The sequence below is a fragment of the Chryseobacterium panacisoli genome (assembly GCF_008274625.1).
GTDB classification, from domain to species: Bacteria; Bacteroidota; Bacteroidia; order Flavobacteriales; family Weeksellaceae; genus Chryseobacterium; species Chryseobacterium panacisoli.
This window is the reverse complement of sequence record NZ_VTRU01000006.1, coordinates 26,136-51,424: the sequence shown is the minus strand read 5'-3', so window position 1 is coordinate 51,424 and position 25,289 is coordinate 26,136. Positions and strand designations below refer to the sequence as shown.

Sequence of the window (25,289 nt, the reverse complement as noted above, 5' to 3'; positions counted from 1 at the left end):
ACCGTTGATTTTCTTTTCAGAAGATATATTTATATTATTCCGCTGTTCTCCCTAAAAGCGTGCCTTGTGTATTATCATAGACAAAAACGTTCACAATGTCACCTATTTTCTGACCTTCAAGCTGATCGAAGACACATACTGCATTCTGAGAGTTTCTTCCTTTCCATTGGTTTTTGTTTTTCTTGGAAATTCCTTCAATCAAAATTTGGTGTGTTCTTCCCACATAAGATTTCATTCTTTGTTTTGAAAGTTCACCCTGAAGAGCAATAACCTCAGCAAGACGTCTCTGCTTCACATCGGCAGGAATATTATCTTCCATTTTCTTATGAGCCGGAGTTCCTGGTCTTTCTGAGTACGCAAACATATAACCATAATCATATTCCACTTCTCTCATCAGGCTTAAGGTATCCTGGTGATCTTCTTCTGATTCATTACAGAATCCAACGATCATATCCTGAGAAAAGGACACATCAGGAACAATTTCTTTCGCTTTTTTAATCAGCTCCAGATATTCCTCACGGGTATGCTGTCTGTTCATTGCTTCAAGCATGTTATTGCTTCCGCTTTGTACAGGAAGGTGTACGTATTTACAGATGTTGTCATGCTTTGCCATCATTTTGAACACATCCAGACTCATATCCTGTGGATTTGAAGTAGAGAATCTGATTCTCAGTTCAGGAACGGCTTTAGCTACCAAATCAAGAAGCTGAGCAAAGTCAACTGCTGTTGCTTTCTGCATTTCAGAAGCTTTGGCAAAATCTTTTTTCGGACCTCCTCCATACCAAAGGTAAGAGTCTACATTTTGTCCTAAAAGGGTAATTTCTTTATATCCGTTGTTAGCAAGGTCTTTACATTCATCTATAATTGAGTGTGGATCACGGCTTCGTTCTCTTCCTCTGGTAAAAGGAACTACACAGAATGTACACATGTTATCACAACCTCTGGTAATGGTAACAAAAGCGGTAACTCCGTTCCCTCCTAAACGAACGGGATTGATATCTGCATAGGTTTCTTCTTTGGAAAGGATTACGTTGATTGCATCTCTTCCATCATCAGTTTCTTTTAAAAGATTAGGTAAATCTCTATACGCATCCGGGCCTACAACTAGGTCAACCAGCTGTTCTTCTTCTAAGAATTTGGTTTTCAATCTTTCCGCCATACAACCCAAAACACCCACCGTCATATTCGGTTTTTCTTTTTTCAGGTTTTTGAACTGGGAAAGACGCATTCTCACGGTCTGTTCTGCTTTTTCTCGAATGGAACATGTATTTAAAAGAATCAGGTCTGCTTCTTCTACTTTCATTGTTGTATTATATCCCTGTTCATTAAGGATAGATGCAACAATTTCAGAGTCAGAGAAATTCATCTGACAGCCATAGCTTTCTAAAAACAGTTTTTTAGAATTTTCCGGTCTTTCAGCAATGGCAAAAGCTTCGCCCTGTTTCGTTTCGTCTATATATTTTTCCTGCACGATAATCAATTTAAGGCCCGCAATTTTAAATTACGAACAAATAAGTTTGCAAAGATACAAAATATTGTGACAGATTGTCAGCGCTATTATTTTAACAAAATCATAAAGTTACACGCATAGTGTAAGTGGATGTTATCGGAACACTGCGAAAAGATTCCGGCTGCCATTTTTCGGTAATCTGTCCTACAGCTTTCATTATCTTGTTTTTAATATCATCCTGTAAATCCTCAGGTTGTATTATAATATCTTGTAAAACACCTTCCTGATTAACTTTAAATCGTATTTCAGCTGTTACTCCATCAGCATTTCTGATATTCTGGTTTTTCAGATTAATGAGCAGACGGTTTCTGAATTCTCCCATTCCTCCTGGAAATTCAGCAGATTTTTTTAATCCCTTTGTAGTATAATTTTCTTTAAAGTTGTCAAAATAATCGATCGGATAGAATATGATGGAAACATATTTCTGTACATCCGCACCTTTTTTCCATTTTTTAAGTTTATTTATTTCATTGAGAGCCTTTACAAATACAGCGGTAGGGCAATTATCAGAAAGAGTTTTATTAATAATTTTAGCCTGTCCCTTTTCGATTTCAAGTTCAGCCAGAAACATTTCAGACCTCCTGTTATTGCAATGCTCTGAATGACTTTCAATCAGAACTGTATTCAAATCTTTATAAAACTGGACAGCACCTCCTTTATAAGGGTTCATATCTCCCTGAAGCAGATCAAATGTCTGCGCTTTTCCTAAAGCACAAACCAAAATCAGACCCAGTACCTGTAGAATTTTTCTAATCATAATCATAGACATTATTATCAAATTTGATTTTCAGTATTGTTTTTGTAATCAAAAGTTACTTTCTCATCTGTTAATCAATATCTGCTGACATTGAAGAGAAGTTCATTTTAATTTTAATCTGTGAAGCTACAGACTGTCCGTTACAAGACGCCGGAGTCCAGTTTTTCTTTATTCTTCTTACGACATACTGCATATCGTCAAAAAAAACTTCACTATTCTGAACTTTAGGCATTCCCTTTACATCAACAACTTTTCCTTTTTCATCAAGAACCAGGGTAAATGTAAAGTCACCGGTAAGCGCATAGAAATCCGAATTGAGATAAGCATACATATATTTGTTCAGAATATCTTTATAGGCAGCAACGCCTCCTTCATAGGCTGCAGATTTAAAATCATTGCATTTTACAGCAACCTGCATAAAAGGTTCTTGGATATCTATTTTTAAAAGGGTTTTATTACTATCTCTTATGAAGGAATCATCCCGTTCTTCCTGATCCTGTGCAAATGAAAAAGTCCCTGCACACAAAGCCAAAAATAAAAGTACTGTTCTCATGATCTTGTTTCCTAATAATAAGCAAAGGTAGATATTTAGCTCATTTATAAAAAAGAAAAACTTCACACAAAGTATGAAGTTTAAAATACGAATGTGGTAAATACAAGATTTACTTTGAAGCTTTACAGGAGACCTTTAATGTGTTTATAATTGCTTTTCACTGTTTCAAAAACCTCGTCCATTTTACCTCCAAGCATCAATTGAGCCATAGATTTGGTCATTCCCATGATCTGATCAAATTCAATTTTAGGAGGAATAGCCAATGCATTGGGATTGGTAAAGATGTTCAGAAGATAAGGCCCGCTGTGATCTAAACATTCTTTGACCGCGCTTTCCACTTCCTCGGGAAGGTGTACATTTTTCCCTGGATATCCCATTGCATGAGCTACCATGGCAAAATCAGGATTGATCATATCTGTTTCGTTATCGGGCATTCCGCCGACTTCCATTTCCAGTTTTACCATTCCAAGGGTCCTGTTGTTGAAAACGATTAGTTTTACGGGTAGTTTATACTGAAAAATAGTTGCCATATCTCCTAATAGCATCGATAGGCCTCCATCTCCACACATTGCTATAACCTGCTTTTCCGGATGGGCTAAAGCTGCTCCGATTGCCATTGGCATTGCATTAGCCATTGATCCATGATTAAATGAGCCAAGCATTTTTCTTTCCCCGGTTCCTGTAATAAACCGGGCGCCCCAAACACAGCACATTCCGGTGTCTACGGTAAAAATAGCATCATTTTTAGCCAGTTTATCTAAAGTATGGGCCACATATTCCGGCTGGATAGCATTCTCTTTTCCAAAATCTTTTACATATTCTAACTGACCTTCTTTTACTTTGTCATAAAATGCCAGCTGCTCATTCAGAAAGTGAACATCCGATTTTTCTTCCAGCAAAGGAAGTAATGCTTTAATCGTTTCTTTGATATCTCCTGCAAGCCCCAGCTCCAGTTTCGCTCTTCTTCCTAATCTTTCGGGACTTTCATCGATCTGTACTATTTTATTTTTTACAGGCATGAATTTCTGGTATGGAAAATCGGTTCCTAAAAGAAGAACCAGATCTGCTTCGTGCATTGCATGGTATGCTGAAGGAAATCCCAACAGTCCGGTAAGCCCTACTTCATTAGGATTATTTGGCTGAATGGCCATTTTCCCCCGGAACGAGTATCCTACAGGCGCTTTTAAAAGTTTAGATAATTCTATAACTTCCGCACTTGCTTCACCTGCTCCTACTCCGCAGTACAGGGTTATTTTTTTACTGTTATTTACCAATGCTGCCAGCTGTTTCAATTCATCATCAGAAGGCCTCACAACAGGATTGGTTTTAAAGATTTGAGTAGAAGTAGAGCCTTCTTCTGCATCCAGCTCAGAAACATCTCCCGGAAGGCCTATTACAGCAACTCCTTTTTTGGAAATGGCATGCTGAATAGCCGTCTGCACAGTTCTCTGCACCTGCTCCGGACGGGTAATCATCTGATTGTAGTAACTGCAATCATCAAAAAGTTTTATAGTATTGGTTTCCTGAAAGTAATCCATTCCCATTTCATCACTGGGAATCGTGGAAGCAATGACCAGCATAGGGACATGAGAGCGGTGTGCTTCGTACACTCCATTGATCAGGTGAACGTGTCCCGGACCGCAACTTCCTGCACATACCGCCAGGCCATCCAGTTCGGCCTCTGCAGCCGCTGCATAAGCTCCTACTTCTTCGTGCCTTACATGAATCCATTGGATACTGCTTTTTTTAACAGCAATATTCAAATGATTGAGGCTGTCACCGGTTACTGCATAAATTCTTTTCACATTGGCATTTTCGAGCATTTCAACAATCTGCTCTGCTATATTTTTGGCCATAATTACTCTGTTTTGGTGGTTATTTTTGGTGAAAAATAGTATTAGACAGGAATAATAATACCCTATCTCTATCAAATTTAGCCAATAAAATTGGAACTCTCACCCGGTTTCAATGTTAAAACTTTGTAATTTTTATAGTAAAAATTTATTCTTCTAATATTTTTTTAAACCCCATAAGTTTAAAAACCTATGAGGTTTAGTAACCATGGCCAGGCATATAACTTTAAAACAAAACAGCCACCCAAAAAGGCGGCTGTTTATATCGTATAACTTAAATTTACATTACTATTTCGATCTGATTTCTCAATAGGTCTTCAAACTCATCTCTTTTACGGATAAGGTGGGCCTTTCCATCCAGAAATAACACCTCTGCAGGCTTTAATCTTGAGTTGAAGTTTGAACTCATTTCAAATCCATAAGCTCCTGCATTATGGAAAGCAAGGATATCCCCTTCTCTCACTTCGTTCAACTTTCTATCCCAGGCAAAAGTATCGGTTTCACAAATGTTTCCTACTACAGTATAAATTCTTTCTGCACCTTTTGGATTAGATAAGTTCTCTATCATGTGGTAAGAATCATAGAACATTGGACGGATAAGGTGGTTGAATCCGGAATTCACCCCCACAAAAACAGTAGCTGTCGTCTGCTTGATCACATTAGCTTTTACCAATAAATATCCGCTTTTCCCAACTAAGAATTTTCCAGGTTCAAACCATAATTCAAATTTTTTCCCTGTAGATTTTGAAAACTCAGAAATTACTTTTTCTACTTTTTTACCTAACGTTTTCACATCAGTTTCTTCTTCACTATCCTGATAAGGAATTTTGAAACCACTTCCCATATCCAGATATTTCAGATTCGGGAAATGTTCAGAAAGCTCCAGCATAATCTCCAAAGCCTGCAGGAATACATCCGGATCTTTAATCTCACTTCCTGTATGCATGTGAAGACCTTCCACATTCAGGTTTGTGCTTTTCATCACTCTTTCGATGTGACGAACCTGGTGAATAGAAATACCGAATTTACTGTCGATATGCCCCGTTGAAATTTTGTAGTTTCCTCCGGCAAAAATATGCGGGTTGATTCTTACCAGAATAGGATATGAATTTCCGTATTTATTACCGAACTGCTCAAGAATAGAAATGTTATCAATGTTTATATGAACTCCGAAAGTCATTGCTTCCTCTATTTCAGCAAGATCAACACAGTTGGGCGTAAACAATATCTTTTCTTTTGAAAATCCTGCCTTTAACCCAAGTTTTACTTCATTAATGGATACACAGTCCAAGGAAGCACCCAGATTCTTGACATACTTAAGGATATTGATGTTTGTCAATGCCTTTGCTGCATAGAAGAACTTTGTGTGTTTTAAAAAAGAAGATGTAAGTTTTTCGTATTGAACTTTGATGGATTCTGCATCATAAACATACACCGGGGTGCCAAACTCATTGGCAATCTTTAATAATTCTTTTGAATTCATAATTTCATTTTAACATAAAAAAAGGCAGATTCTTATAAAAAGAGCCTGCCGCATTGATTATTTTTTATGCAAGACAACTCTTTTAAATATTCCAAACCTTAGAGAACCTTACAGCTCCCTTTTTTCCAGTTTTAATTTGTTTAAAATTTTGCATTGCTTCTATTTATTTTTTGCAAAAATACTATTTATTTTTTACTTTCCGAAAATTGATTTTAAAAGCGCCCTCCTTCAGATCAACTTATAAAGTGCTAATTCCTATATCATTTCGGCAAAGGCAGTGTTTCAAAATCGCTGCGAAGGAGCGCCAGCTGCAGTTCATTATTCAGATCCGTGGAAGATAGCGGAAGGTCAATTTTTAATTTAGCCAGCTTACTTAAAGTCTGAATTTGTGTAAACAGTTCATAGAAACCAAAGGAAATCACTTTTCCATTTTCTATGATTAAAAATAATTTTTCACCCAGTTTTCTTCCTTGCCCCAGCCATAATTCGTTTCTTTTTCTGAATTCAATTTTCTGTTTCAGTACTGAAAAATCTTTAAATTCTTCCTGAGAACCAATAAACTGAACGGCTTTTGTCCCTTGCGTAAATGATCTGAATTTTAAAACCGGTTTTTCGGTTTTATTGAGTGTATTTTTCTCAACTATATATTTATTGTTCCTGAAATACAGTCCGAAAGGCAGTACTTCTTTCTTTTTAATATTCTTGGAGTTCAGGATCAGCTTGGCAATAATGTCTGTTCCGGTAAGCTCAAAATTAATCTGCTCAACATCTTTCTGAATCTGTTCCCATTTTTTTGATTTGGAATTGAAAACTTTTTTCGAAAACTTGTTGATGTCCTGAACATAATCTGAGAACATAATCCTTCCCGCTTCATCCTGAAAATAGACAAAGCCTTTATCATTGGGAAGATCCTGAGTAAGCTCTTTGATCTTGTTGATATAGGTTTTTGCATTAGATTCATCATGCTGTTTCTGGATGATCTCATTTTCAGTGTCTTTTGAAATCAGAAGTTTGAAAAGTTCTAATGTAGCTCTTGCATCACCTTCAGCCCTGTGATGATTGGTCAAAGGAATTCCCAGAGATTTCACCAGTTTTCCCAGCGAATAACTTACCTCATCAGGAATCAGTTTCTTAGCCAATGGAATAGTATCTAAAGTATTGGTTTTAAAGTCATATCCAAGCCTTTTGAATGACTGACGAAGCATTCTGTAATCAAAATCAATATTGTGACCTACCAATGTTGTATTTTGAGTTATTTCGATAACTCTTTTGGCAATTTCATGAAATTTCGGAGCAGTTTTGACCATTTTAGGGGTAATACTGGTCAGTTTCTGTACAAAAGGGGTAATATCGCCTTCAGGGTTTACCAAAGAAATAAACTGGTCAGTAATTTTCTGACCATCATATCTGTAGATGGCAATATCGATAATGCATTCATTTCTATAACCTGCACCATTACTTTCTATATCTATAATTGAATACATTGAATGTGTGTTAACTGCTTTTTTGTCATTTATATTTAAAACCTAAGCTTATTCCCCGATAAATCTGGTTCTATTTTTTACTGTTATGTAAAGATAACCTGCCAAAATAACAAAAAATATAGCAAAATATAGCAGGTTAGCCTTCAAAATTATCTCCTTCTGCCTCCCAGACCAAACATTCCGAGAATAGCTTTTGCTCCTTCTCTCATTAATGTAGAGGTAAAAGTACGGCCTGCTTTACTCTGCAATACCTGTTCAAACATTCCAGGTTCTTCTTTTACCGGTTTTGTTTTTTGGGTTGGAGCCGGATTTTGAGCTGCCTGTTCCATTCTGTTGGTCAGCATTTCGTAAGCAGATTCTCTATCAACTGGCTGCTCATATTTTGCAACAAGTGCTGATTTTGAAGTCAGATCAGAGATTTCCGCTTCACTTAAAACGTCCATTCTTGATTCCGGAGAGATCAGATACGTGTGTACTAATGGTGTAGGTATTCCTTTTTCGTCAAGAGCCGTGACAAATGCTTCTCCAATTCCCAAATTCTGGATCAGGCTGGAAGCATTGTAATATTCTGTGGTAGGGTAATTTTCAACGGCCTTGGAAATTTCTTTTTTATCTTTTGCGGTAAATCCTCTTAATGCATGCTGAATCTTCAATCCTAATTGAGAAAGCACATTTTCAGGGACATCACCAGGAATCTGGGTAATAAAATAGATCCCTACTCCTTTGGAACGGATCAGTTTTACCATTGTTTCAATCTGTGAAAGAAGAGCTTTGGAAGCTTCGTCAAAAATCAGGTGTGCTTCATCTATAAATAATACCAGCTTTGGCTTGCCGCTATCTCCTTCTTCAGGAAACGTCATATAAATTTCTGCAAAAAGTGAAAGCATGAACGTAGAGAAAAGCTGTGGCTTATTCTGAATGTCTGATACCCTTAAAATATTGACCACTCCTTTTCCATCTCTCGTTTCCAGTAAGTCCTGAACATCAAAGCTTAGCTCACCGAAGAATCCCGCTGCTCCCTGCTGTTCTAATGCCACAATAGATCTTAAAATTGTTCCGAGAGATGCTGATGCAATGGATCCGTAATTCGCTGCAAGCTCAGCTTTTCCTTGTGCATTATCTGTAACATACTGCAAAACTTTCTTCAAATCATTAAGATCAATCAACGGAAGTCCTTTATCATCACAGTATTTGAAGACAATAGACATGATGCTTTGCTGAGTATCATTAAGCTCAAGGATTTTGCTTAATAAAACAGGTCCGAATTCTGTAACGGTAGCTCTCAATTTTACTCCTTCACCACCGGAAATACTCATTAATTCTACCGGAAAACTCTGTGGATTGTAAGGAAGCTGTGTTTTAGCATATCTTTCTTCAATGATGGGATTCATCTCACCTGCTTCTGCAATTCCCGAGAAATCTCCTTTTATATCAAGAACCAATGAGGGAATTCCTGCATGAGAAAGTTGTTCTGCAAACACCTGTAATGTTTTTGTCTTACCGGTTCCCGTAGCTCCGGCGATAAGACCATGACGGTTGATCGTTTTCAGGGGAATGGTTACGTTTACTTCTGTCACCACTTCTCCGTTCAACATTCCTTTTCCTAATATAATATGTTCTCCTTTTGGAGTGTATCTCGTGTTTAGTTCTTCAATAAATTGTGTTTTGTCTGCCATCTGATCGCTTTTTTAACTTATAAATATAAAATTTTTGGAGAATATGTAAAGATATTTTCCAATGAACTTATCTTTATTTCTTTGAAAAATAAATTTGTATCTGCATAAACAAATTTTAAACCATATGTATTACCCTGCGAACAATATATGATTTCTAAAGAGAACATGATAAAAAACAGCATTTGTAAATTCAGAGGTTGTAAGGCATTCTTTTTGCTGAAAAAAACAACGTATTAAACATCCGTTTAACAAAGTATTGAAAGAAACTATCAATGGGATTTAACATTTCATTTAGAATTTATCTAATACTTTGTATCTTTAACTCATTAAAAAAAGACCCCAATGAAAATTGAACAAATATATACGGGCTGTCTGGCTCAGGGTGCCTATTATATTGTATCAGAGAATGAAGCAGTCATTATAGATCCTTTAAGAGAAGTAAAACCTTATCTGGATCGTCTGGAAAAAGACAATGTCACTTTAAAATATATTTTTGAAACTCACTTCCATGCTGATTTCGTATCGGGACATTTGGATTTAAGCAAGAAAACAGGTGCTCCAATTGTATACGGGCCTACTGCTGCTCCGGAATTTGAAGCCATTATTGCTGAAGACAATCAGATTTTTGAGATTGGAAAAGTAAAAATAAAGGTGATGCACACCCCGGGACACACCATGGAAAGCAGCACTTATCTTTTAATAGACGAAAATGGTATTGAAACTGCCATTTTTACAGGTGATACCCTGTTTTTAGGAGATGTAGGAAGACCGGATCTTGCACAGAAGGCCACTAATCTTACACAGGAAGATCTTGCAGGGATTCTTTATGACAGTCTTCAGAACAAAATTATGCCATTGGATGACAGCATAACGGTTTATCCTGCTCATGGTGCCGGATCTGCCTGTGGAAAAAATATGCAGAAAGAAACGGTAGATATTTTAGGAAACCAGAAGAAGACGAATTATGCGCTTAATCAACCGGATAAAGCATCTTTTATCAGAGAAGTTCTTGATGGGTTAACAGCCCCGCCAAAATACTTCGGGATGAATGTGGCTTTGAATAAAGGAGGATATGAAAGCCTGGACGTGGTGATGAACAAAGGATTACAGCCTGTAGCACCGGAAGATTTTGAAGCTCTGGCAGAGGAAACAGGAGCATTAATTTTAGATACAAGAGGAGCCGCGGACTTCCATAAAGGATTTGTTCCCAATTCTATCAATATAGGACTAAAAGGAGATTTTGCCCCATGGGTAGGAACTCTTATTGTGGATGTGAAACATCCTTTATTACTGGTTACTGACGAAGGCACCGAAGAGGAAGTCATTACCAGATTAAGCAGAGTCGGCTTTGATAATGTGATCGGATATTTGAAAGGAAGTTTTGAAGCATGGAAAAATGCAGGTATGGAAACTGATGAGATCAAAAGAATCACTCCGGCTGAATTTGCAGAACAATTTACAAAAGAAGCTACAGTAGTTGATGTAAGAAAACTGACTGAATATTCCGCAGAACATATTGATAATGCTTACAACAAACCATTGGATACCATCAGCGACTGGGCTCGTACGATTGATGATTCTGAACACTTCTTTCTTCACTGTGCAGGCGGATACAGAAGCATGATTGCTGCAAGCATCCTTAACTCGCACGGAATCAGGAATTTTACTGAAATAGAAGGAGGTTTTAACGGCATTAAAAAAACCGAAAAATTACCCACTACGGATTTTGTATGCCAATCCAAAACATTGTAAGGGCATGAAAATACCGTTTTTTGGACTTGTTTTAGCAATAGCTTTTACGCTAACTGCCTGTAAAACATCTCATACAGCTGTCACCCCTAAAGCCAACATCAGAGAAATTGTCAACAGTTCTGATGTAACATTGGTGGACGTCAGAATTCCGGAACAATATGCTGCAGGAACAGCAAAAAACGCTATCAACCTACCATTGGCAGAGCTTCAAAACAATATAGAAACCCTAAAGGGCAAAAAAGTTGTTGTGTTCTGTAATAAAGGAGTTCAGGCAGATCAGGCCATGGAAATTCTGAAGAAAAACAGAGTGGAAGCCTATGATGGTACAAGCTGGAAAAATGTAAAAGCGATCCAGGACGAAACAAACAAAAAAGCAAACTAATAAAACCAAAACTATGTCACAAAAATTTCAGGAAATCATAGATTCCGAGAGGCCGGTGTTGATCGATTTTTTCGCAACATGGTGCCAGCCCTGTAAAGTACAGTCTTCAGTATTAAATACGGTAAAGGAAAATATTGGAGAAGGAGCCCGAATCATAAAGGTAGATGTAGACCAATACCCTGCGCTGGCAGCTCAATATGGAGTGCGTGGAGTTCCTACTCTTGCGATTTTCAAAAAAGGAGAAATGCTATGGAAGGAAAGTGGTGTTCATGATGTGAATACCCTCACACAACTATTACAAGAATATGCTTAAAACTGTGATTTTTCACAGTTTTTTGTTTTTTATAATTCCCGCAGATCGCACAGATTTTCACAGATGATTATGCTTATTTTTCTTTATACAGAAATTAAAAATCTGAGAAGATCTGAGAAATCTGTGGGAAAATCCTAAAATTCAATAGAAAAAGAATCTCTATCATTCAAAAACTGGAAATGGCTTCTAAAATCTTTCAATTCATCCATGTTCAATTCCGTGGTTACGAGATTATCTTGTTTCTGAGAAATTTCTTTTCCATCCGCAAAAAAACAGTGGGAGCTTTCCTGATAAAAGAGATCATTTCCATCGGTTCCTATTCTGTTTAAGCCAAATACAAAAGATAAATTCTCAATAGCCCGGGCTTTTAATAAATGTTCCCATGCTCCTACTCTTTTCTCTGGCCAGTTCGCCACGTATAAAATAGCATCGTAATCATCATTGTTTCTGGCAAAAACAGGAAAACGAAGATCATAACATACCTGAAGCAAAAATCGTATTCCCTGATACTCAACAACCACTCTCTCTTTACCCGGTGTATAGACTTTATCTTCTCCCGAAAAGGAGAACAGATGCCGTTTATCATAAAAAGAAACTTCACCATCCGGCTGTACAAAATACATTCTGTTGTAAAAGTTTCCGTTTTGTTCTACGGGAGCACTTCCACAGAAGGCAGCATTTTTTTCTTTTGAAAGTTTTTTCAAAAACTCCAGTGATTCATTATTTCTGTCTGATACTTCGGAAGCATCCATACAAAAGCCTGTTGAAAACATTTCGGGAAGAAGAAACAGATCCGCTTCCACATTTTGAAGTTCATTTTCTATGAGTTTAAAATTCTCAGCTTTATTTTTCCAGATGATATCTAAATTAAGCCCTACAACTTTCATCTTTTATTCTTTTAAATTATTCCAAATATGATGTATAAAAATACAGCTTTATCATATAAAAGAAGAATTAAACAGTTGAAAAAGCAGTTTTACCCGCAAAAACGGAGTTATATTTCATAATAATTTATTAAAGTCCCTCATTTTTATAACACAGACGTTCTTTCGGTTTCATTTTTGATAGAGATATTTTTTATTATTATCCTTAAAAATTTGAAATTTATGAAGAAATTGTTTTTTATGGTAACGATCTTCTTTTTTGGTGCTATGGCTAATGCTCAGGCCTGGACAGGAAAGGGAGATCAGAAAATACAACTGGGGCTGAGTGCCTGGGGATACGGAACCGGAATAACGGGAACGTATGACTATGGGCTCAACAAACTTATTTCAGTAGGAGCCGGAATCAATGGTTATTTTGACAATTATAAAAACAACGATAAGGATAATCGTGTTTTTGTTTTCGGAAGACTGAACTTTCATTTACAGGAAGCTCTGAATCTTCCCTCAAAATGGGACATCTATCCGGGTGTAGATCTTGGAGTCCTTGGAAGAGACTTCGGAGTTGGTGCTCACATTGGAGCCCGTTATTTCTTCACGGAGAAAATAGGAGTATTTGCGGAAGTAGGTAATAATGGCAGTCTGGGTGTTTCTTTCAATTTATAATCAAATCGTCTTTAAATATGACAAAGCTTCTCGTTTCGGGGAGCTTTTTTATTTGGCATAGTTTTGATAATTGTTACCTTTGCAAATTAAAATCTAAAATTTATTAATGGAAATAGCAATCAAACTTTTTCAGTTCATTCTGAGCATCTCTATACTAGTGCTTCTTCATGAGCTTGGGCATTTTTTACCCGCAATATGGTTCAAGACCAGAGCAGAGAAGTTTTTCCTGTTTTTTGATCCTTACTTCTCCATATTCTCCATGAAGAAAATCAACGGAAAATGGCAGTATAAATTTTTATCAAAGAACCTGCCGGATTCTGAAGTAATAGAGGTAAACGGAAAGAAGGAGGAAGTTCCTATCGATATATCAAAACTACCGGAAAACGATTGGAGAAAACATCCTGAACAAACCAAATACGGAATCGGATGGCTTCCTTTCGGAGGATATGTAAAAATTGCCGGAATGGTGGACGAAAGTATGGATACTGCCCAAATGAAAAAACCGGCAGAACCATGGGAATTCAGATCAAAACCGGCCTGGCAGAGGCTTATCATTATGTTGGGAGGAGTTACAGTTAACTTTTTCCTTGCGTGGCTGATCTACAGCTCTTTATCATTCTTCAACGGAGAAACCTTCACAGATATTACGAAATTTGACAACGGTATTGAAGCGACTTCAGCAGGAAAGAAAATGGGATTCCAGAATGGTGACAAAATCATCAGTGTAGACGGAAAGCCAGCAGAAAGACTTGAAAATACTTCAATCAATATTCTTTTAGGAGACAATGTTACTGTAAACAGAAACGGACAGGACGTTACTTTCCCCATAAATGCTGATGGTGTTGCAGATGTTCTTAAACAGAGAGAAGCTAAACTTTACATTACACCAAGGGTTTCTATGGTTATTGATTCATTAGCGACTCCTTCCTCTCAGGCCTCTGGTCTTGCGAAAGGAGATAAAATTGTAGGAATTAATGGTAAGAAAGCAGTATTCTTTGATGAAGTAAGCACTCTTTTAAGTGAAAATAAAGGAAAAACGATTACTGTAGATGTTGAAAGAAACGGAGCTTTGCAGACATTACCGGCAGTTTCTGTTGATAAAAACGGGAAACTGGGGGTAGCTATTGATACAAAGAGCATAGCGAAAGATATCGTAACGAATAAAAAATACTCTTTCGGAGAAGCTATTCCAAGAGGGTTTACAAGAACTATTGAAGCATTAACCACTCAGGTTAAGCAGTTCAAAATTATGTTCAACTCTAAAGTTCAGGGGTATAAAAATGTAGGAGGTCCTATCGCTATTGTAAAAAATATGCCTATAGATAAAGATGCAGACGGAAGCTTTAAGATCAACTGGGTTGCTTTCTGGAGCTTTACAGCAATGTTCTCCGTATGGTTGGCGTTCCTGAATCTTATTCCTATTCCGGGACTTGACGGCGGGCACGTTTTATTTACATTATATGAAATTGTTGTAGGTAAACCGGTTCCTCAGAAAGTGTTGGAAAACGCTCAGATGATTGGAGTTATCTTCCTGTTAGGATTGATGTTACTGATCTTCGGAAGCGACATATTCAAGGTATTTACTGGGAAATTATAATTTTTTTAAAATTTTTCTTAAAAATATTTGTAGGGTATAAATATTCGTCCTATATTTGCACCACTTAAAACAAAGGACATTCCTCCTTAGCTCAGTTGGTTAGAGCATCTGACTGTTAATCAGAGGGTCGCTGGTTCGAGCCCAGCAGGAGGAGCAAAAAGACTTACAGAAATGTAAGTCTTTTTTTGTGCTTTACTCTGATCAATTGCACAGCTGCAACTTAAAAAGACAGATATTTGTAACTTATTTTAAGTTTTTTTGAGTTATTTATCTATTTTACAGAATATCACCCATCCTTTCAGGCATTTTCATGTAACGATTCTCCCAATAATCCGACTATTCTTATTAAGGAATTATAGAATGGAAAAAATCAACATCTTATAAATAGTTCTCTAATAACTTACAACTAAAAAAATAACAAAACCAACCTTATTGTATTTTTATAAATACCTTATTATACCATGAAGAAAACTATTATTTCGTTATTAACAGTATTTTCTATTATAGGGATTTCAGCACAGGAAAAGTCTTATTTTTTATCAAGCCCTTCATTGGGCCCGGATGGAAAGACAGCCTATTTCTCTTATGACGGCGACATCTGGAAGGTAGATTCCAATGGCGGAAATGCTTCAAGAATTACGGCCCTGGACGGAGAAGAAATCAACCCACGCCTTTCACCGGACGGAAAATGGCTTGCATTCAGCTCTAACCAATATGGAAATTATGATATATATGTGATGCCTGCTGAAGGGGGAACGATCAAACAGTTAACTTTCCATACCGGAAGAGACGAGATGGAAAGCTGGGCATGGGACAGCAAAACCATTTATTTTACTTCCAGCAGAAATAATAATTTCGGCAGTTTTAAAACTACAATTGAAGGAAAAACACCCCAAAAGCTTTTCAATAATTATTTTAACAATACCAATGGACTTGTAGAAACCCCGGCAGGAGAATATCTTTTCACCAGTTCTTCAGAAAGTGCCCATCAGGTACAGCGCAAGCGCTATAAAGGAGAAAATAATCCTGATATTTTAGGGTATAATCCCAAAAGCAATTCTTTCAAACAGTACACCAACTATGAAGGAAAAGATTTCAACCCAAGTGTTGATAAAAACGGTATTATTTACTTTATTTCTGATGAAAATAACGGAGAATACAATCTTTATAAACTGGAAAATGGCAAGAAGACTTCTTTAACCCAATTTGACACTTCTATTAAAAAACCTTTCGTTTCAGCAGACGGATCTAAAGTTATTTTTGAAAAGGATTATCAACTTTATATTTACGATATCGCTTCAAAAAATACAAAACCTCTGAATGTAAGCCTGAATACGAATAAAACGCTGGAAAAAGAGCAAAACTTCAACGTGGAAAATAATATTTCCTATTATGATGTATCTCCGGACGGTAAAAAAATGGCTTTTATAAGCCGTGGTGTTTTATTTGTATCCGATATTGAAGGAAAATTTGCACAACAGGTTTCTGACGGAAAAGAACGTGCCATGGAAGTAAAATGGCTGAAAGATAACCGTACCCTGCTTTACAGTCAAACTTACAATGGATACCAAAACTGGTTTACTATTCCAGCAGACGGAAAAGGCCAGCTCAAACAATTAACCGAAGATTTACGTAATAACCGAAGTATTACGCTTAATAGCGACCTTTCAAAAGCAGTTTATTTAAGCGGCCGTGATGAAGTAAGATTGCTGGATTTAAAAAATTTCAAGTCTACAACGATCGTAAAAGACGAAATATGGGCTTTCCAAAACTCAAGACCTTCTTTTTCGCCAAACAATGAATACGTTCTGTTCTCTGCAAAAAGAAACTTTGAACTGGATATTTTCATCTATAACATCAAAAAAGGACAAACCTTAAATCTCACCAATACAGGTGTTTCAGAGGAAGATCCTGTATGGTCTCCAAACGGCAAATACATTTATTTTGCCAGCGACAGGACCAATCCGTCCTATCCTTTAGGCATGCAGAAGTCTAATATTTACCGTATGGCTTTAGACTGGTTTGATGAACCTTTTAAATCTGAAAAATTCGAGACTCTCTTTACAGAAGAAAAGAAAGAAACAAAATCTACTGATAAAGCGAAAGATAAAGACAAGAAGGACAAAAAAGAGGACGATAAGGAGAAAAAGGAAGAAAAAGAACCGGTAATCAAAGAACTGAAAGTAAATCCTGAAGATACTCTGGACAGAATCGAACTGGTTACCGACCGATATGGATATCAGGACGATCCTACAGTTTTTGCTGATGACAAAAAGGAAATTCTATTATTCAACTCTAATCAGGATAATGGAAAAAGACAGCTGTACAAAAAAGTGTTCACAGATTTTGAGCCTGCCAAATCCGAAAAAGTTTTCGATAAAGCAGCGTATTACCTTACAAAAAATGAGAAAAACCTGTTTGCTCTGATAGAAGGTAATATTTATAAAACAACTGTTGCCGCATTAAAACCTGAGAAAATAAACATTCAATATAATTTTGACAAAGACCTGGCATCAGAATTTACTCAGATGTATGCTGAAGCATGGACGGGTGTGGAGGAAAACTTCTATGACGAAAAATTCCACGGGATTGACTGGAAAGCAAAAAAGGAACAATATGCCAAATATCTTCCGTACGTAAATAACAGAAATGATCTGAGAATTTTATTAAATGATCTTTTAGGAGAACTTAATTCTTCACACACGGGATTTTCTTCAACCGGAAAAGAAGAAGCAATGTACCTGAACTATTTCACCAACGAAACAGGAATTATCTTCAAAAAAGATCAGCCTTATACGGTGGAAAGTATTGTAAGAAAATCTCCGGCTTTCCGCTCTGGTGTTGATATTAAACCTGGAGATCAATTGATTTCCGTAAATGGGAAAAAGGTGGATCTAAACGAAAATATCGAAACATATTTTACGAGTCCTAAAAAACAGGACGAACTTGTTCTTACTTTCAGCCGTGATGGTAAAAATGTAACCACCAAAGTACATCCGATTTCTAACGGAGAATTAAAAGCATTGCTTTATGATGATTGGATCTACAACAATCATCAGCGTGTTGATAAGCTCAGCAACAACCGTATTGCCTACTCCTGCATGAAAAATATGTCTACGGATGAGTTAGACCGCTTCCTTTTGGATATGGTAGAACAGGAAAACAGAAAAGACGCTGTAATTCTTGATCTTCGTTACAACACAGGAGGAAATGTTCATGATAAGGTGTTAAATTTCCTTTCCCAGAAACCTTATTTACAATGGAAGTATCGTGAAGGAAAAATGACGACACAGCCTAACTTTGCTCCCTCCGGAAAACCTATTGTCCTTCTGATTAACGAGGCTTCACTAAGTGATGCCGAGATGACTGCAGCCGGGTTTAAAGCACTGAAACTGGGTAAAATTATCGGTCAGGATACCTATCGCTGGATTATTTTCACTTCAGCCAAAGGGTTGGTAGACGGATCTTCATACAGACTGCCTTCATGGGGAACATATACTTTGGACGGGCAAAATCTCGAAAAAACAGGTGTGAAACCTGACATCTATGTTAAAAACACTTTTATGGACCGTCTTCAGAACAATGATCCACAACTGGAACGTGCTGTTCAGGAAATACTTAAGGATTTAAAGAAATAAGAATTAAGAATATTGCTCTTATTTTTTGCACATATTTTGCTTGATAGGATGAATAACTCTATCAAGCAAAATGCCTTACTTATCAAAGATTTATTTAAAAGATAGTCATCCGCAAGACTTCCCTTTCAACCTGCCTTTTCTACGCAATGGTCTAGATATAAGGCTAAAAAGCAATGTTACCTTTTTCATTGGTGAAAATGGAATTGGAAAATCTACCCTGCTTGAAGCCATTGCAGATCAATGTAATTTCAATGTGGCCGGTGGAAACCGCAATCACAATTATAACTTTCATAAAACAGAATCTGCACTGTCAGAATATCTTACTCTTTCCTGGCGTAATAAAACTTCTCAAGGCTTTTTTATGAGGGCGGAAAGCTTTTTCAATTTTGCTACCTATATTGATGAAGTGGCGGAAGAAGATCAAAGAGTTCTTGAAGCCTATGGAGGAAAATCTTTACACCAGCAGTCTCATGGAGAAGCCTTTTTGTCGTTATTTCATAATCATTTCCAACACGGCATCTATATTCTTGATGAACCGGAAGCTGCCTTATCACCACAGAGACAGCTTTCTTTGCTATCTATTATTCATAAATTAGAAAAAACAGGAAAAGCTCAGTTTATAATTTCAAGCCATTCACCCATATTAATGAGTTATCCATCTGCTGAAATTTATGTACTTGATGACAAAATTCAAAAAATCCACTATAAAGAAACAGAGCATTATCAGTTAACAAAGAATTTTTTGGAATCACCGGAGCGGTATTTTCGGCACTTATTTGAAGACCTCTAGATTTAAACAGAAATATTCAGAAAATATTTCTTATTGAAATTCAATACATTTAGTTAAAAACCATTCAGAATCCGCGATAAAACTTGCTTTGTACTGATATTCATATTATATTTGCACCACTTAAAACAAAGAACATTCCTCCTTAGCTCAGTTGGTTAGAGCATCTGACTGTTAATCAGAGGGTCGCTGGTTCGAGCCCAGCAGGAGGAGCAAAAAGACTTACAGAAATGTAAGTCTTTTTTATTTTTCAATACAATTTAATTTCCATCCCATTTATTTCAAAGTAAGATATTTTAATTTTTTATAATTAAATTAGAGCACTTTTTAAAATTCAACAACAATTTAAACTGCTATGATCAATAATTCGATAAGAACACGTTCTTTCATTTTGTTTTGTACAGTAAAAATTGTTTTCGCTTTTTCCCAACATAGCCTGAAAGAACAAAATGCTTCCTTTGATAGATTTTGTCAAGCCATCAAAAAAAATGAAAAAAAGCGACCTTCGGATCAGATAATCCGTATTGGAGACTCTCTTTATAAAGCATCTTCAGATAATTGGCAACAGATCAGTTCTTCATTTGTGACCATTCAAGGTTATGAAATGCAGAACAACTGGAACAAGGCTTTGAAAGTAGCTTTAAAAGCAGATTCTATAGCACAAAAGAAAAACCTTATTTTATTGAAGCCCAGAACTACGGCTGTTTTAGGTTCTTTATATGGTAATTTGAGATTATACAGTAAGAGTATTGGCTATCTGTCTAAAGCTGAACAATTAGCTAACCATTTGAATAAAGAAGAAGCTCTTGTCAATAAATCATTAATTTATCAGCGTATATCAGCTGTTTACCAAAAGCAAAAGAATTACGATAAGGCACTAGCTTTTAATTTAAAAGCGCTCAACATTATTGACAATTTAAAAAAAGAATTTCCATCCAATGATTATGCAACGACTCAAATACCGGTTTTGCTTAATCTGGGGGTAAATTATCATAACCTTGGACAATATGAGCTGTCAAACAGGTTCTATCGCAAAGGATTCAAATCAATTATAGGTTCTGAAAACAATTTTTATCTGTCTTACTTTTATATTAAATATGCGGCTAATGAGATCAAATTAAAAAATACAGATTCAGCCTTATTTTATATTGAAAAATCAAAGGTTTTAGCAAGTAAGTTTGAAGATAAAACACTTCAATTTGAGATTGATTCAAGGCTTTCTGAATATTACTTTCTTAAGAATGACCTAAAAAAATCGGACAGTATTAAAAATAAGCTTTTAGAAGGCTATAAAGACAGGACTCAATCCGAGATGCTGGCCATACAGGATATCATTCACACAAATGAAAAAAAAATTATCGGAGAAAGTAGAAATACATCTATTTTTATCGTCATTTCAGTGATATTGGCAATTACATCTTTGTTGCTTTATTTCTTTCATCAATTCCAAAGAAGAAAGATCAAAATTCATTTTGAAAATATTATACAGGATTTTCAAAATGGAAAATTGCTTGAAGCTAAAACCTCTCAAAAGAAAGAAGATAATACAGCCAGTAAAAAAACTCAGCTGCCGGAAAAAAAGATTGAAGAACTGCTTCAAAGACTTGATACTTTTGAAAAGAAAAACGAATTCACCACAAAGAATCTTACCATTTCAAATATGGCTTCTTTGTTTAAGACCAATACAAAGTATATCAGTTACATTCTGCAAGAGTACAGAGGAATGAATTTTAATGATTATTTGAATCATGTAAGGATTAAATATATTATCCAAAAAATAATTAATAACCCGGAATATCTTAACTACAAAATAGACTATCTTGCCGAAGTTTCAGGCTACTCTTCACACAGCCGTTTTGCTCAAATGTTTAAAAAAGAGATCAAATTGTCTCCATCTGAGTTCATTTCTCAGCTAAGCAAAAAAAACAAATAAAACACTAACAGTCAAAGCTTTAATCCCATTTAACACTTGTTACTTTTCTGAATAGTAACAGGCTTTTTCTTGTTCTGTTATCCTTCTGTTTCTAAATTTGCAAATATAAATCACGGAACAATCATATGTGATTTCCCTCCACAGGTGAGAAGAAAATTTCTTCAGGTTCCATAATAAATTCTATGATGAAATTGACAATCTTTTATTTCGCAAGTTTTCCCCGTTCGTGTATTCTGTACTCCCACCGATAATGATTCTAAAAACAAATTGATGAAAAACATTAAAAACACATTTAATTAGCAATTCAAAATTTCTCTGATTACTTATATAAAAGGCTTTATAGCTGAACAATATTTTCTTTAATTCAAAAACATATACAACATGAAAAAGAGCTTTTACATTGTATTTATTATCCTTTCGAAAGTTTTTCATTCCCAGGTAGGGATCAATACACCTAATCCTCAGGGTATCTTTAACGTGGATGGAGCCAAAGATAATGCTACAACAGGCTTGCCAACAGCAGTTCAACAAGCTAATGATTTTGTTGTAACTTCTAGCGGAAGTGTAGGAATAGGAACTACTATACCGAACAGCTCATCCATAGTAGATATCTCTGCTGCAGATAAAGGATTATTACCTCCCAGGCTAGAGCTTTTTGCATCCGATCTTTCTTTACCCTTAGCTTCTCATGTTCAAGGTATGGTAGTTTACAATACAGCAACATCCGGAACGCAGCCCAATAACGTCTCACCGGGATTATATATTAATGATGGAACAAAATGGAACAAGATGTCTACTTCTATACAAACCTATTCTTCATTTTATGGTTCAATTAATTATGGAGATATAAATGGTTTTTCAGGTACTGTTAACTTGTCTACCACCGGATTTATTGTCTCGTCATCTAAAACGGATGTATCAGGAGGTGATGATTTACTGGTAACCCATAATCTGAATTTATCTGGGTCACAAAATATCACGGTTACTATACTCTCCAATGTGCCAGGAAATAGCTATACGCAGTACAACAGAGACAACGATTGGTATCAACCTGTTATTCATGACATTACCCCTGATTCTTTCAGAGTTTATGTTGAAGAAAATTCAAGTACAGCACAAAATGTGAGCATGATGATTCAGTTAACGAATTATTAATGCCACACTTAGCCCAGCAACACAAGCGGAAAGACTTACAGTAATGTAGGTCTTTTTTTGTTTATAATTTATTCCGTAACAACAATCGCAGACCGTTAACATAGTATCTCTCAGACTCTATTAATACCCTGATTATTATTCTTTAAGCATTAAATTTTCTCATTTAATTTTAATAATCACATATATAATTTTCCCTACATTTGCCGTTTTATAGGGTATACTAAAAATATTTTATTTTTTTACCTATTTTTTTTAATAAACTGCACACTTTTTGTTTATGCTAATTGCCTGAAGAAACGAATGATGTTAAACAATAACTCCCAAAAACACTATCTTTTATTTTTTTTCCTGATACTCTCTAGTTCCGTATGTGCTCAAAACCGGGTCAGCGGCAAGATAGTTGACGAAAAAAGCAATAAAGAACTCAATAAAGTTGATATTTTTATTAACAATGATAAGACTCCATCCCTGACGACAACTTCAGGCAGTTTCACTGTTCAGTCAGACAGTATTATTCATCAGTTAAAGTTTTCCAGAAAAAGTTATACTACAGAAACGCTTGATATTACCCCTGAAAATGCTGAAAATATTTTCGTGCAGCTTTCTCAGGCTAAAGTAAGTGACATTCAGGAGATTGTTCTTCAAAGCGGCAAGACTAAATATAAGAGTAAAAAAGAAAATCCTGCTTACGCCATAATGCAAAAAGTCTGGGCACAAAAAAGAAACAATGGATTAGAAAAGTTTGATACATATTCATATAAAGAATATGAAAAAACCCAATTTGACCTTAACAACCTGGACAGTGCCTTCATGAAGAAAAAGATTTTCAATAAACTGGATTTCATTTTCGACTATGCTGATTCTACAGCAAGCGGAAGACTGGGACTTCCTATCTTTTTGAATGAAGCCGTATATGAAAATTTTGGTAAAAACAAGCCAGACAAAGACAGCAAAAGAACATTGATTGCTCAAAAAACTTCAGGTTTCCAGGACAATCAGGTAATTACCGTTTCAGCTAAAAACCTGTATCGTGATATCAATATCTATGACAATACCCTAAATTATTTCGATATTGGATTCCAAAGCCCTGTGGGAACAGATGGTTTCAGCACTTATGACTACAGTCTTATGGATACCATTACTATTCGTGGTGAGAAAGCCTTTCAGATAAGATACCAGCCTAAAAGAAAAGATATCCTGGCTTTTCAGGGAAACCTTTATATAGATACAGACACGTATGCTGTTTTAGGAGCAACGTTAAAGTCAACCCAAAAAATCAATGTAAATTTCGTCAACAGTGTTTATACTCAGGTAGAGTATGACAATCCTGATGAAACAACTTTTCTTCCTAAAAAACTGGTTACAGAATTTGAAATGAGCCCCTTTTCAAAAAAGAAAGGAGCTAAAAGTATCATAGCCAAAAGATCAGTAGACTATTCTGAATATGAGTTTAATAAGCCTATTGATCCAAAGATGTTCAAACGCACGGAAGAGGAATATGAAGACAAATTCACCAATAAAGATGATGCCTATTGGACCAAAGCCAGACCTGACACTTTATCTAAATCAGAACAGGGCGTTTACAACATGCTTGATCAGCTTCAGCAGACACCAAAATTCAACCGAATGGTAAAACTGTTTGAAACGCTTGGCTCACGGTATTACAATGCCTTTAAAGGAATAGATATTGGCCCTATTTTCTCTATTTACGGAAGGAATGAAGTGGAAGGGGACAGAATACGACTAGGAGCAAGAACCTATTTCGGATTGAATGATACCTGGAGAGCTCAGTTTTATACAGCCTATGGTTTCAAAGATCAACAGTTTAAATATGGAGTGGAAGCAAGATATATGTTCAATAAGCTTAACCGCTTTATGATTGGAGCAGGAACCAGCAGAGATATCGTTCAGCTTGGAGGGCAGCTTACATCCGGTGATGGTGTTACCCCACAATCATCATCTTCCAGTACCTTTTTTGCAAGAGGAGAAAATATTTCTTTAAGCTCTGTAAACAAAACAAGTGTTTTTGCAGCTATTGAACCCTGGAAAAACTTTCAGATAAGGGTAGATGGAGTGATGCAGAGTATTAAATCTGCTATTCCTGAGAAATTCAATCTGATGTATTATAAAGATGGCCAGTTAAGACAAACAGTGAATGACTCACATGTTACCATCAGTTTAATTGCAAAACCTGGAGCCAAGTTTTCACAAACCGGAATTGACCGCTACCAGGCCAGAAACCTGGCACCAACCATTGTTTTAAGATACACCAGAGGTATTGAAGGTTTATTTAATGCTGACTTCAATTATGATAAGCTGCAATTCATGCTTTATAAGCCGTTTTTGATTGGAAGTATGGGAAAACTGGTAGTAAATTTTGAGGCAGGAAAGAATTTTAATACCGTTCCTTTAGCGTTACAGAATATCATTCCGGCCAACCTTTCATATGGTTTGGTACCGAACACATTCTCTCAGCTTAATTATTATGAATTTGTAACTGATGCTTATACCACGCTTCAACTTGAACATCATTTTAACGGCAAGATCCTTTCTTACATTCCATTGATTAAAAAACTGAAACTCAGAGAAGTTGCATTCATCAGAGGAGCCTACGGGACGCTAAGTGATGCTTCTAAGGCAATTAATGTAGAAGGTTTCAGATACTCCGCACCTAGCGAACATATTTATTTTGAATATGGATTCGGAATTGAAAATATAGGAATCGGGAATCTTAGAATTTTCAGGGTAGATTTCAACTGGAGAGGAAATTATCTTGACAGACCGGATATTTCAAAATTCGGAGTCAAAGCAGGGTTTCAGTTAGGATTCTAGACACAAAACAAAAATACGTTCGGCGGCTTCTTTGAAG

Annotated in this window: 18 protein-coding genes and 2 tRNA genes; 12 read left to right on the top strand and 8 right to left on the bottom strand. The window is 36.2% G+C overall.

Annotated elements, in window-relative coordinates; genetic code table 11:
• Positions 1-34: 34 nt before the first annotated feature.
• From miaB to FW781_RS19195, 7 genes are all read right to left on the bottom strand, one after another.
• Positions 35-1,471: a tRNA (N6-isopentenyl adenosine(37)-C2)-methylthiotransferase MiaB gene (gene miaB / locus FW781_RS19225; protein ID WP_149388902.1), complete on the bottom strand. Its 1,437-nt coding sequence runs from the start codon at positions 1,469-1,471 to the stop codon at positions 35-37.
• Positions 1,472-1,571: 100 nt separating this feature from the next.
• Positions 1,572-2,267, bottom strand: a complete 696-nt coding sequence (locus FW781_RS19220) for a hypothetical protein (protein ID WP_149388901.1) — start codon at positions 2,265-2,267, stop codon at positions 1,572-1,574.
• A 70-nt stretch (positions 2,268-2,337) separates the two neighbouring features.
• Positions 2,338-2,820 carry a hypothetical protein gene (locus FW781_RS19215; RefSeq protein WP_149388900.1) on the bottom strand — a complete coding sequence of 161 codons (483 nt, stop codon included), beginning with the start codon at positions 2,818-2,820 and terminating at the stop codon, positions 2,338-2,340.
• Positions 2,821-2,942: 122 nt separating this feature from the next.
• Positions 2,943-4,676, bottom strand: a complete 1,734-nt coding sequence (locus tag FW781_RS19210; RefSeq protein WP_149388899.1) for a thiamine pyrophosphate-dependent enzyme — start codon at positions 4,674-4,676, stop codon at positions 2,943-2,945.
• Between the two features lie 277 nt (positions 4,677-4,953).
• Positions 4,954-6,156 carry a diaminopimelate decarboxylase gene (lysA, locus tag FW781_RS19205; RefSeq protein WP_172625766.1) on the bottom strand — a complete coding sequence of 401 codons (1,203 nt, stop codon included), beginning with the start codon at positions 6,154-6,156 and terminating at the stop codon, positions 4,954-4,956.
• 260 nt (positions 6,157-6,416) lie between these two features.
• Entirely contained in the window at positions 6,417-7,640 is a 1,224-nt protein-coding gene (locus FW781_RS19200; protein WP_047381861.1) for a 3'-5' exonuclease, read from the bottom strand.
• 149 nt (positions 7,641-7,789) lie between these two features.
• Positions 7,790-9,316 (bottom strand): helicase HerA-like domain-containing protein, encoded by a 1,527-nt coding sequence (locus FW781_RS19195; RefSeq protein WP_149388897.1) that lies wholly within the window; start codon positions 9,314-9,316, stop codon positions 7,790-7,792.
• 342 nt (positions 9,317-9,658) lie between these two features.
• Between FW781_RS19195 and FW781_RS19190 the strand changes: the two genes are divergently transcribed.
• From FW781_RS19190 to FW781_RS19180, 3 genes are read left to right on the top strand one after another with little or no spacing between them, the layout of a single operon-like run.
• A complete protein-coding gene (locus tag FW781_RS19190) occupies positions 9,659-11,068 on the top strand; it encodes an MBL fold metallo-hydrolase (protein WP_149388896.1) in 1,410 nt (469 codons plus the stop codon).
• Between the two features lie 4 nt (positions 11,069-11,072).
• A complete protein-coding gene (locus FW781_RS19185) occupies positions 11,073-11,450 on the top strand; it encodes a rhodanese-like domain-containing protein (RefSeq protein ID WP_149388895.1) in 378 nt (125 codons plus the stop codon).
• Between the two features lie 13 nt (positions 11,451-11,463).
• Positions 11,464-11,763, top strand: a complete 300-nt coding sequence (locus FW781_RS19180) for a thioredoxin family protein (protein WP_034692844.1) — start codon at positions 11,464-11,466, stop codon at positions 11,761-11,763.
• Positions 11,764-11,897: 134 nt separating this feature from the next.
• Here the strand turns inward: FW781_RS19180 and FW781_RS19175 are convergent, their stop codons facing one another.
• A complete protein-coding gene (locus FW781_RS19175; protein WP_149388894.1) occupies positions 11,898-12,650 on the bottom strand; it encodes a nitrilase family protein in 753 nt (250 codons plus the stop codon).
• Positions 12,651-12,869: 219 nt separating this feature from the next.
• On the opposite strand from FW781_RS19175, the gene FW781_RS19170 reads away from it, so the two are divergent.
• From FW781_RS19170 to FW781_RS19130, 9 genes are all read left to right on the top strand, one after another.
• On the top strand, positions 12,870-13,310 hold the full coding sequence (locus FW781_RS19170) for a DUF6646 family protein (protein ID WP_149388893.1): 441 nt from the start codon (positions 12,870-12,872) through the stop codon (positions 13,308-13,310).
• Positions 13,311-13,416: 106 nt separating this feature from the next.
• Positions 13,417-14,907, top strand: a complete 1,491-nt coding sequence (gene rseP, locus FW781_RS19165; RefSeq protein ID WP_149388892.1) for an RIP metalloprotease RseP — start codon at positions 13,417-13,419, stop codon at positions 14,905-14,907.
• A gap of 80 nt (positions 14,908-14,987) precedes the next feature.
• Positions 14,988-15,061: transfer RNA gene (locus FW781_RS19160), tRNA-Asn, on the top strand.
• 307 nt (positions 15,062-15,368) lie between these two features.
• Positions 15,369-18,545 carry a S41 family peptidase gene (locus FW781_RS19155; RefSeq protein ID WP_149388891.1) on the top strand — a complete coding sequence of 1,059 codons (3,177 nt, stop codon included), beginning with the start codon at positions 15,369-15,371 and terminating at the stop codon, positions 18,543-18,545.
• Between the two features lie 70 nt (positions 18,546-18,615).
• Entirely contained in the window at positions 18,616-19,335 is a 720-nt protein-coding gene (locus tag FW781_RS19150; protein ID WP_149388890.1) for an AAA family ATPase, read from the top strand.
• 136 nt (positions 19,336-19,471) lie between these two features.
• Positions 19,472-19,545, top strand: a tRNA-Asn gene (locus FW781_RS19145).
• A gap of 142 nt (positions 19,546-19,687) precedes the next feature.
• Positions 19,688-21,265 carry an AraC family transcriptional regulator gene (locus FW781_RS19140; RefSeq protein WP_149388889.1) on the top strand — a complete coding sequence of 526 codons (1,578 nt, stop codon included), beginning with the start codon at positions 19,688-19,690 and terminating at the stop codon, positions 21,263-21,265.
• A 381-nt stretch (positions 21,266-21,646) separates the two neighbouring features.
• Entirely contained in the window at positions 21,647-22,420 is a 774-nt protein-coding gene (locus FW781_RS22585; RefSeq protein ID WP_185151031.1) for a hypothetical protein, read from the top strand.
• Positions 22,421-22,720: 300 nt separating this feature from the next.
• Positions 22,721-25,252: a DUF5686 family protein gene (locus tag FW781_RS19130; RefSeq protein ID WP_228720243.1), complete on the top strand. Its 2,532-nt coding sequence runs from the start codon at positions 22,721-22,723 to the stop codon at positions 25,250-25,252.
• Positions 25,253-25,289: the final 37 nt, after the last annotated feature.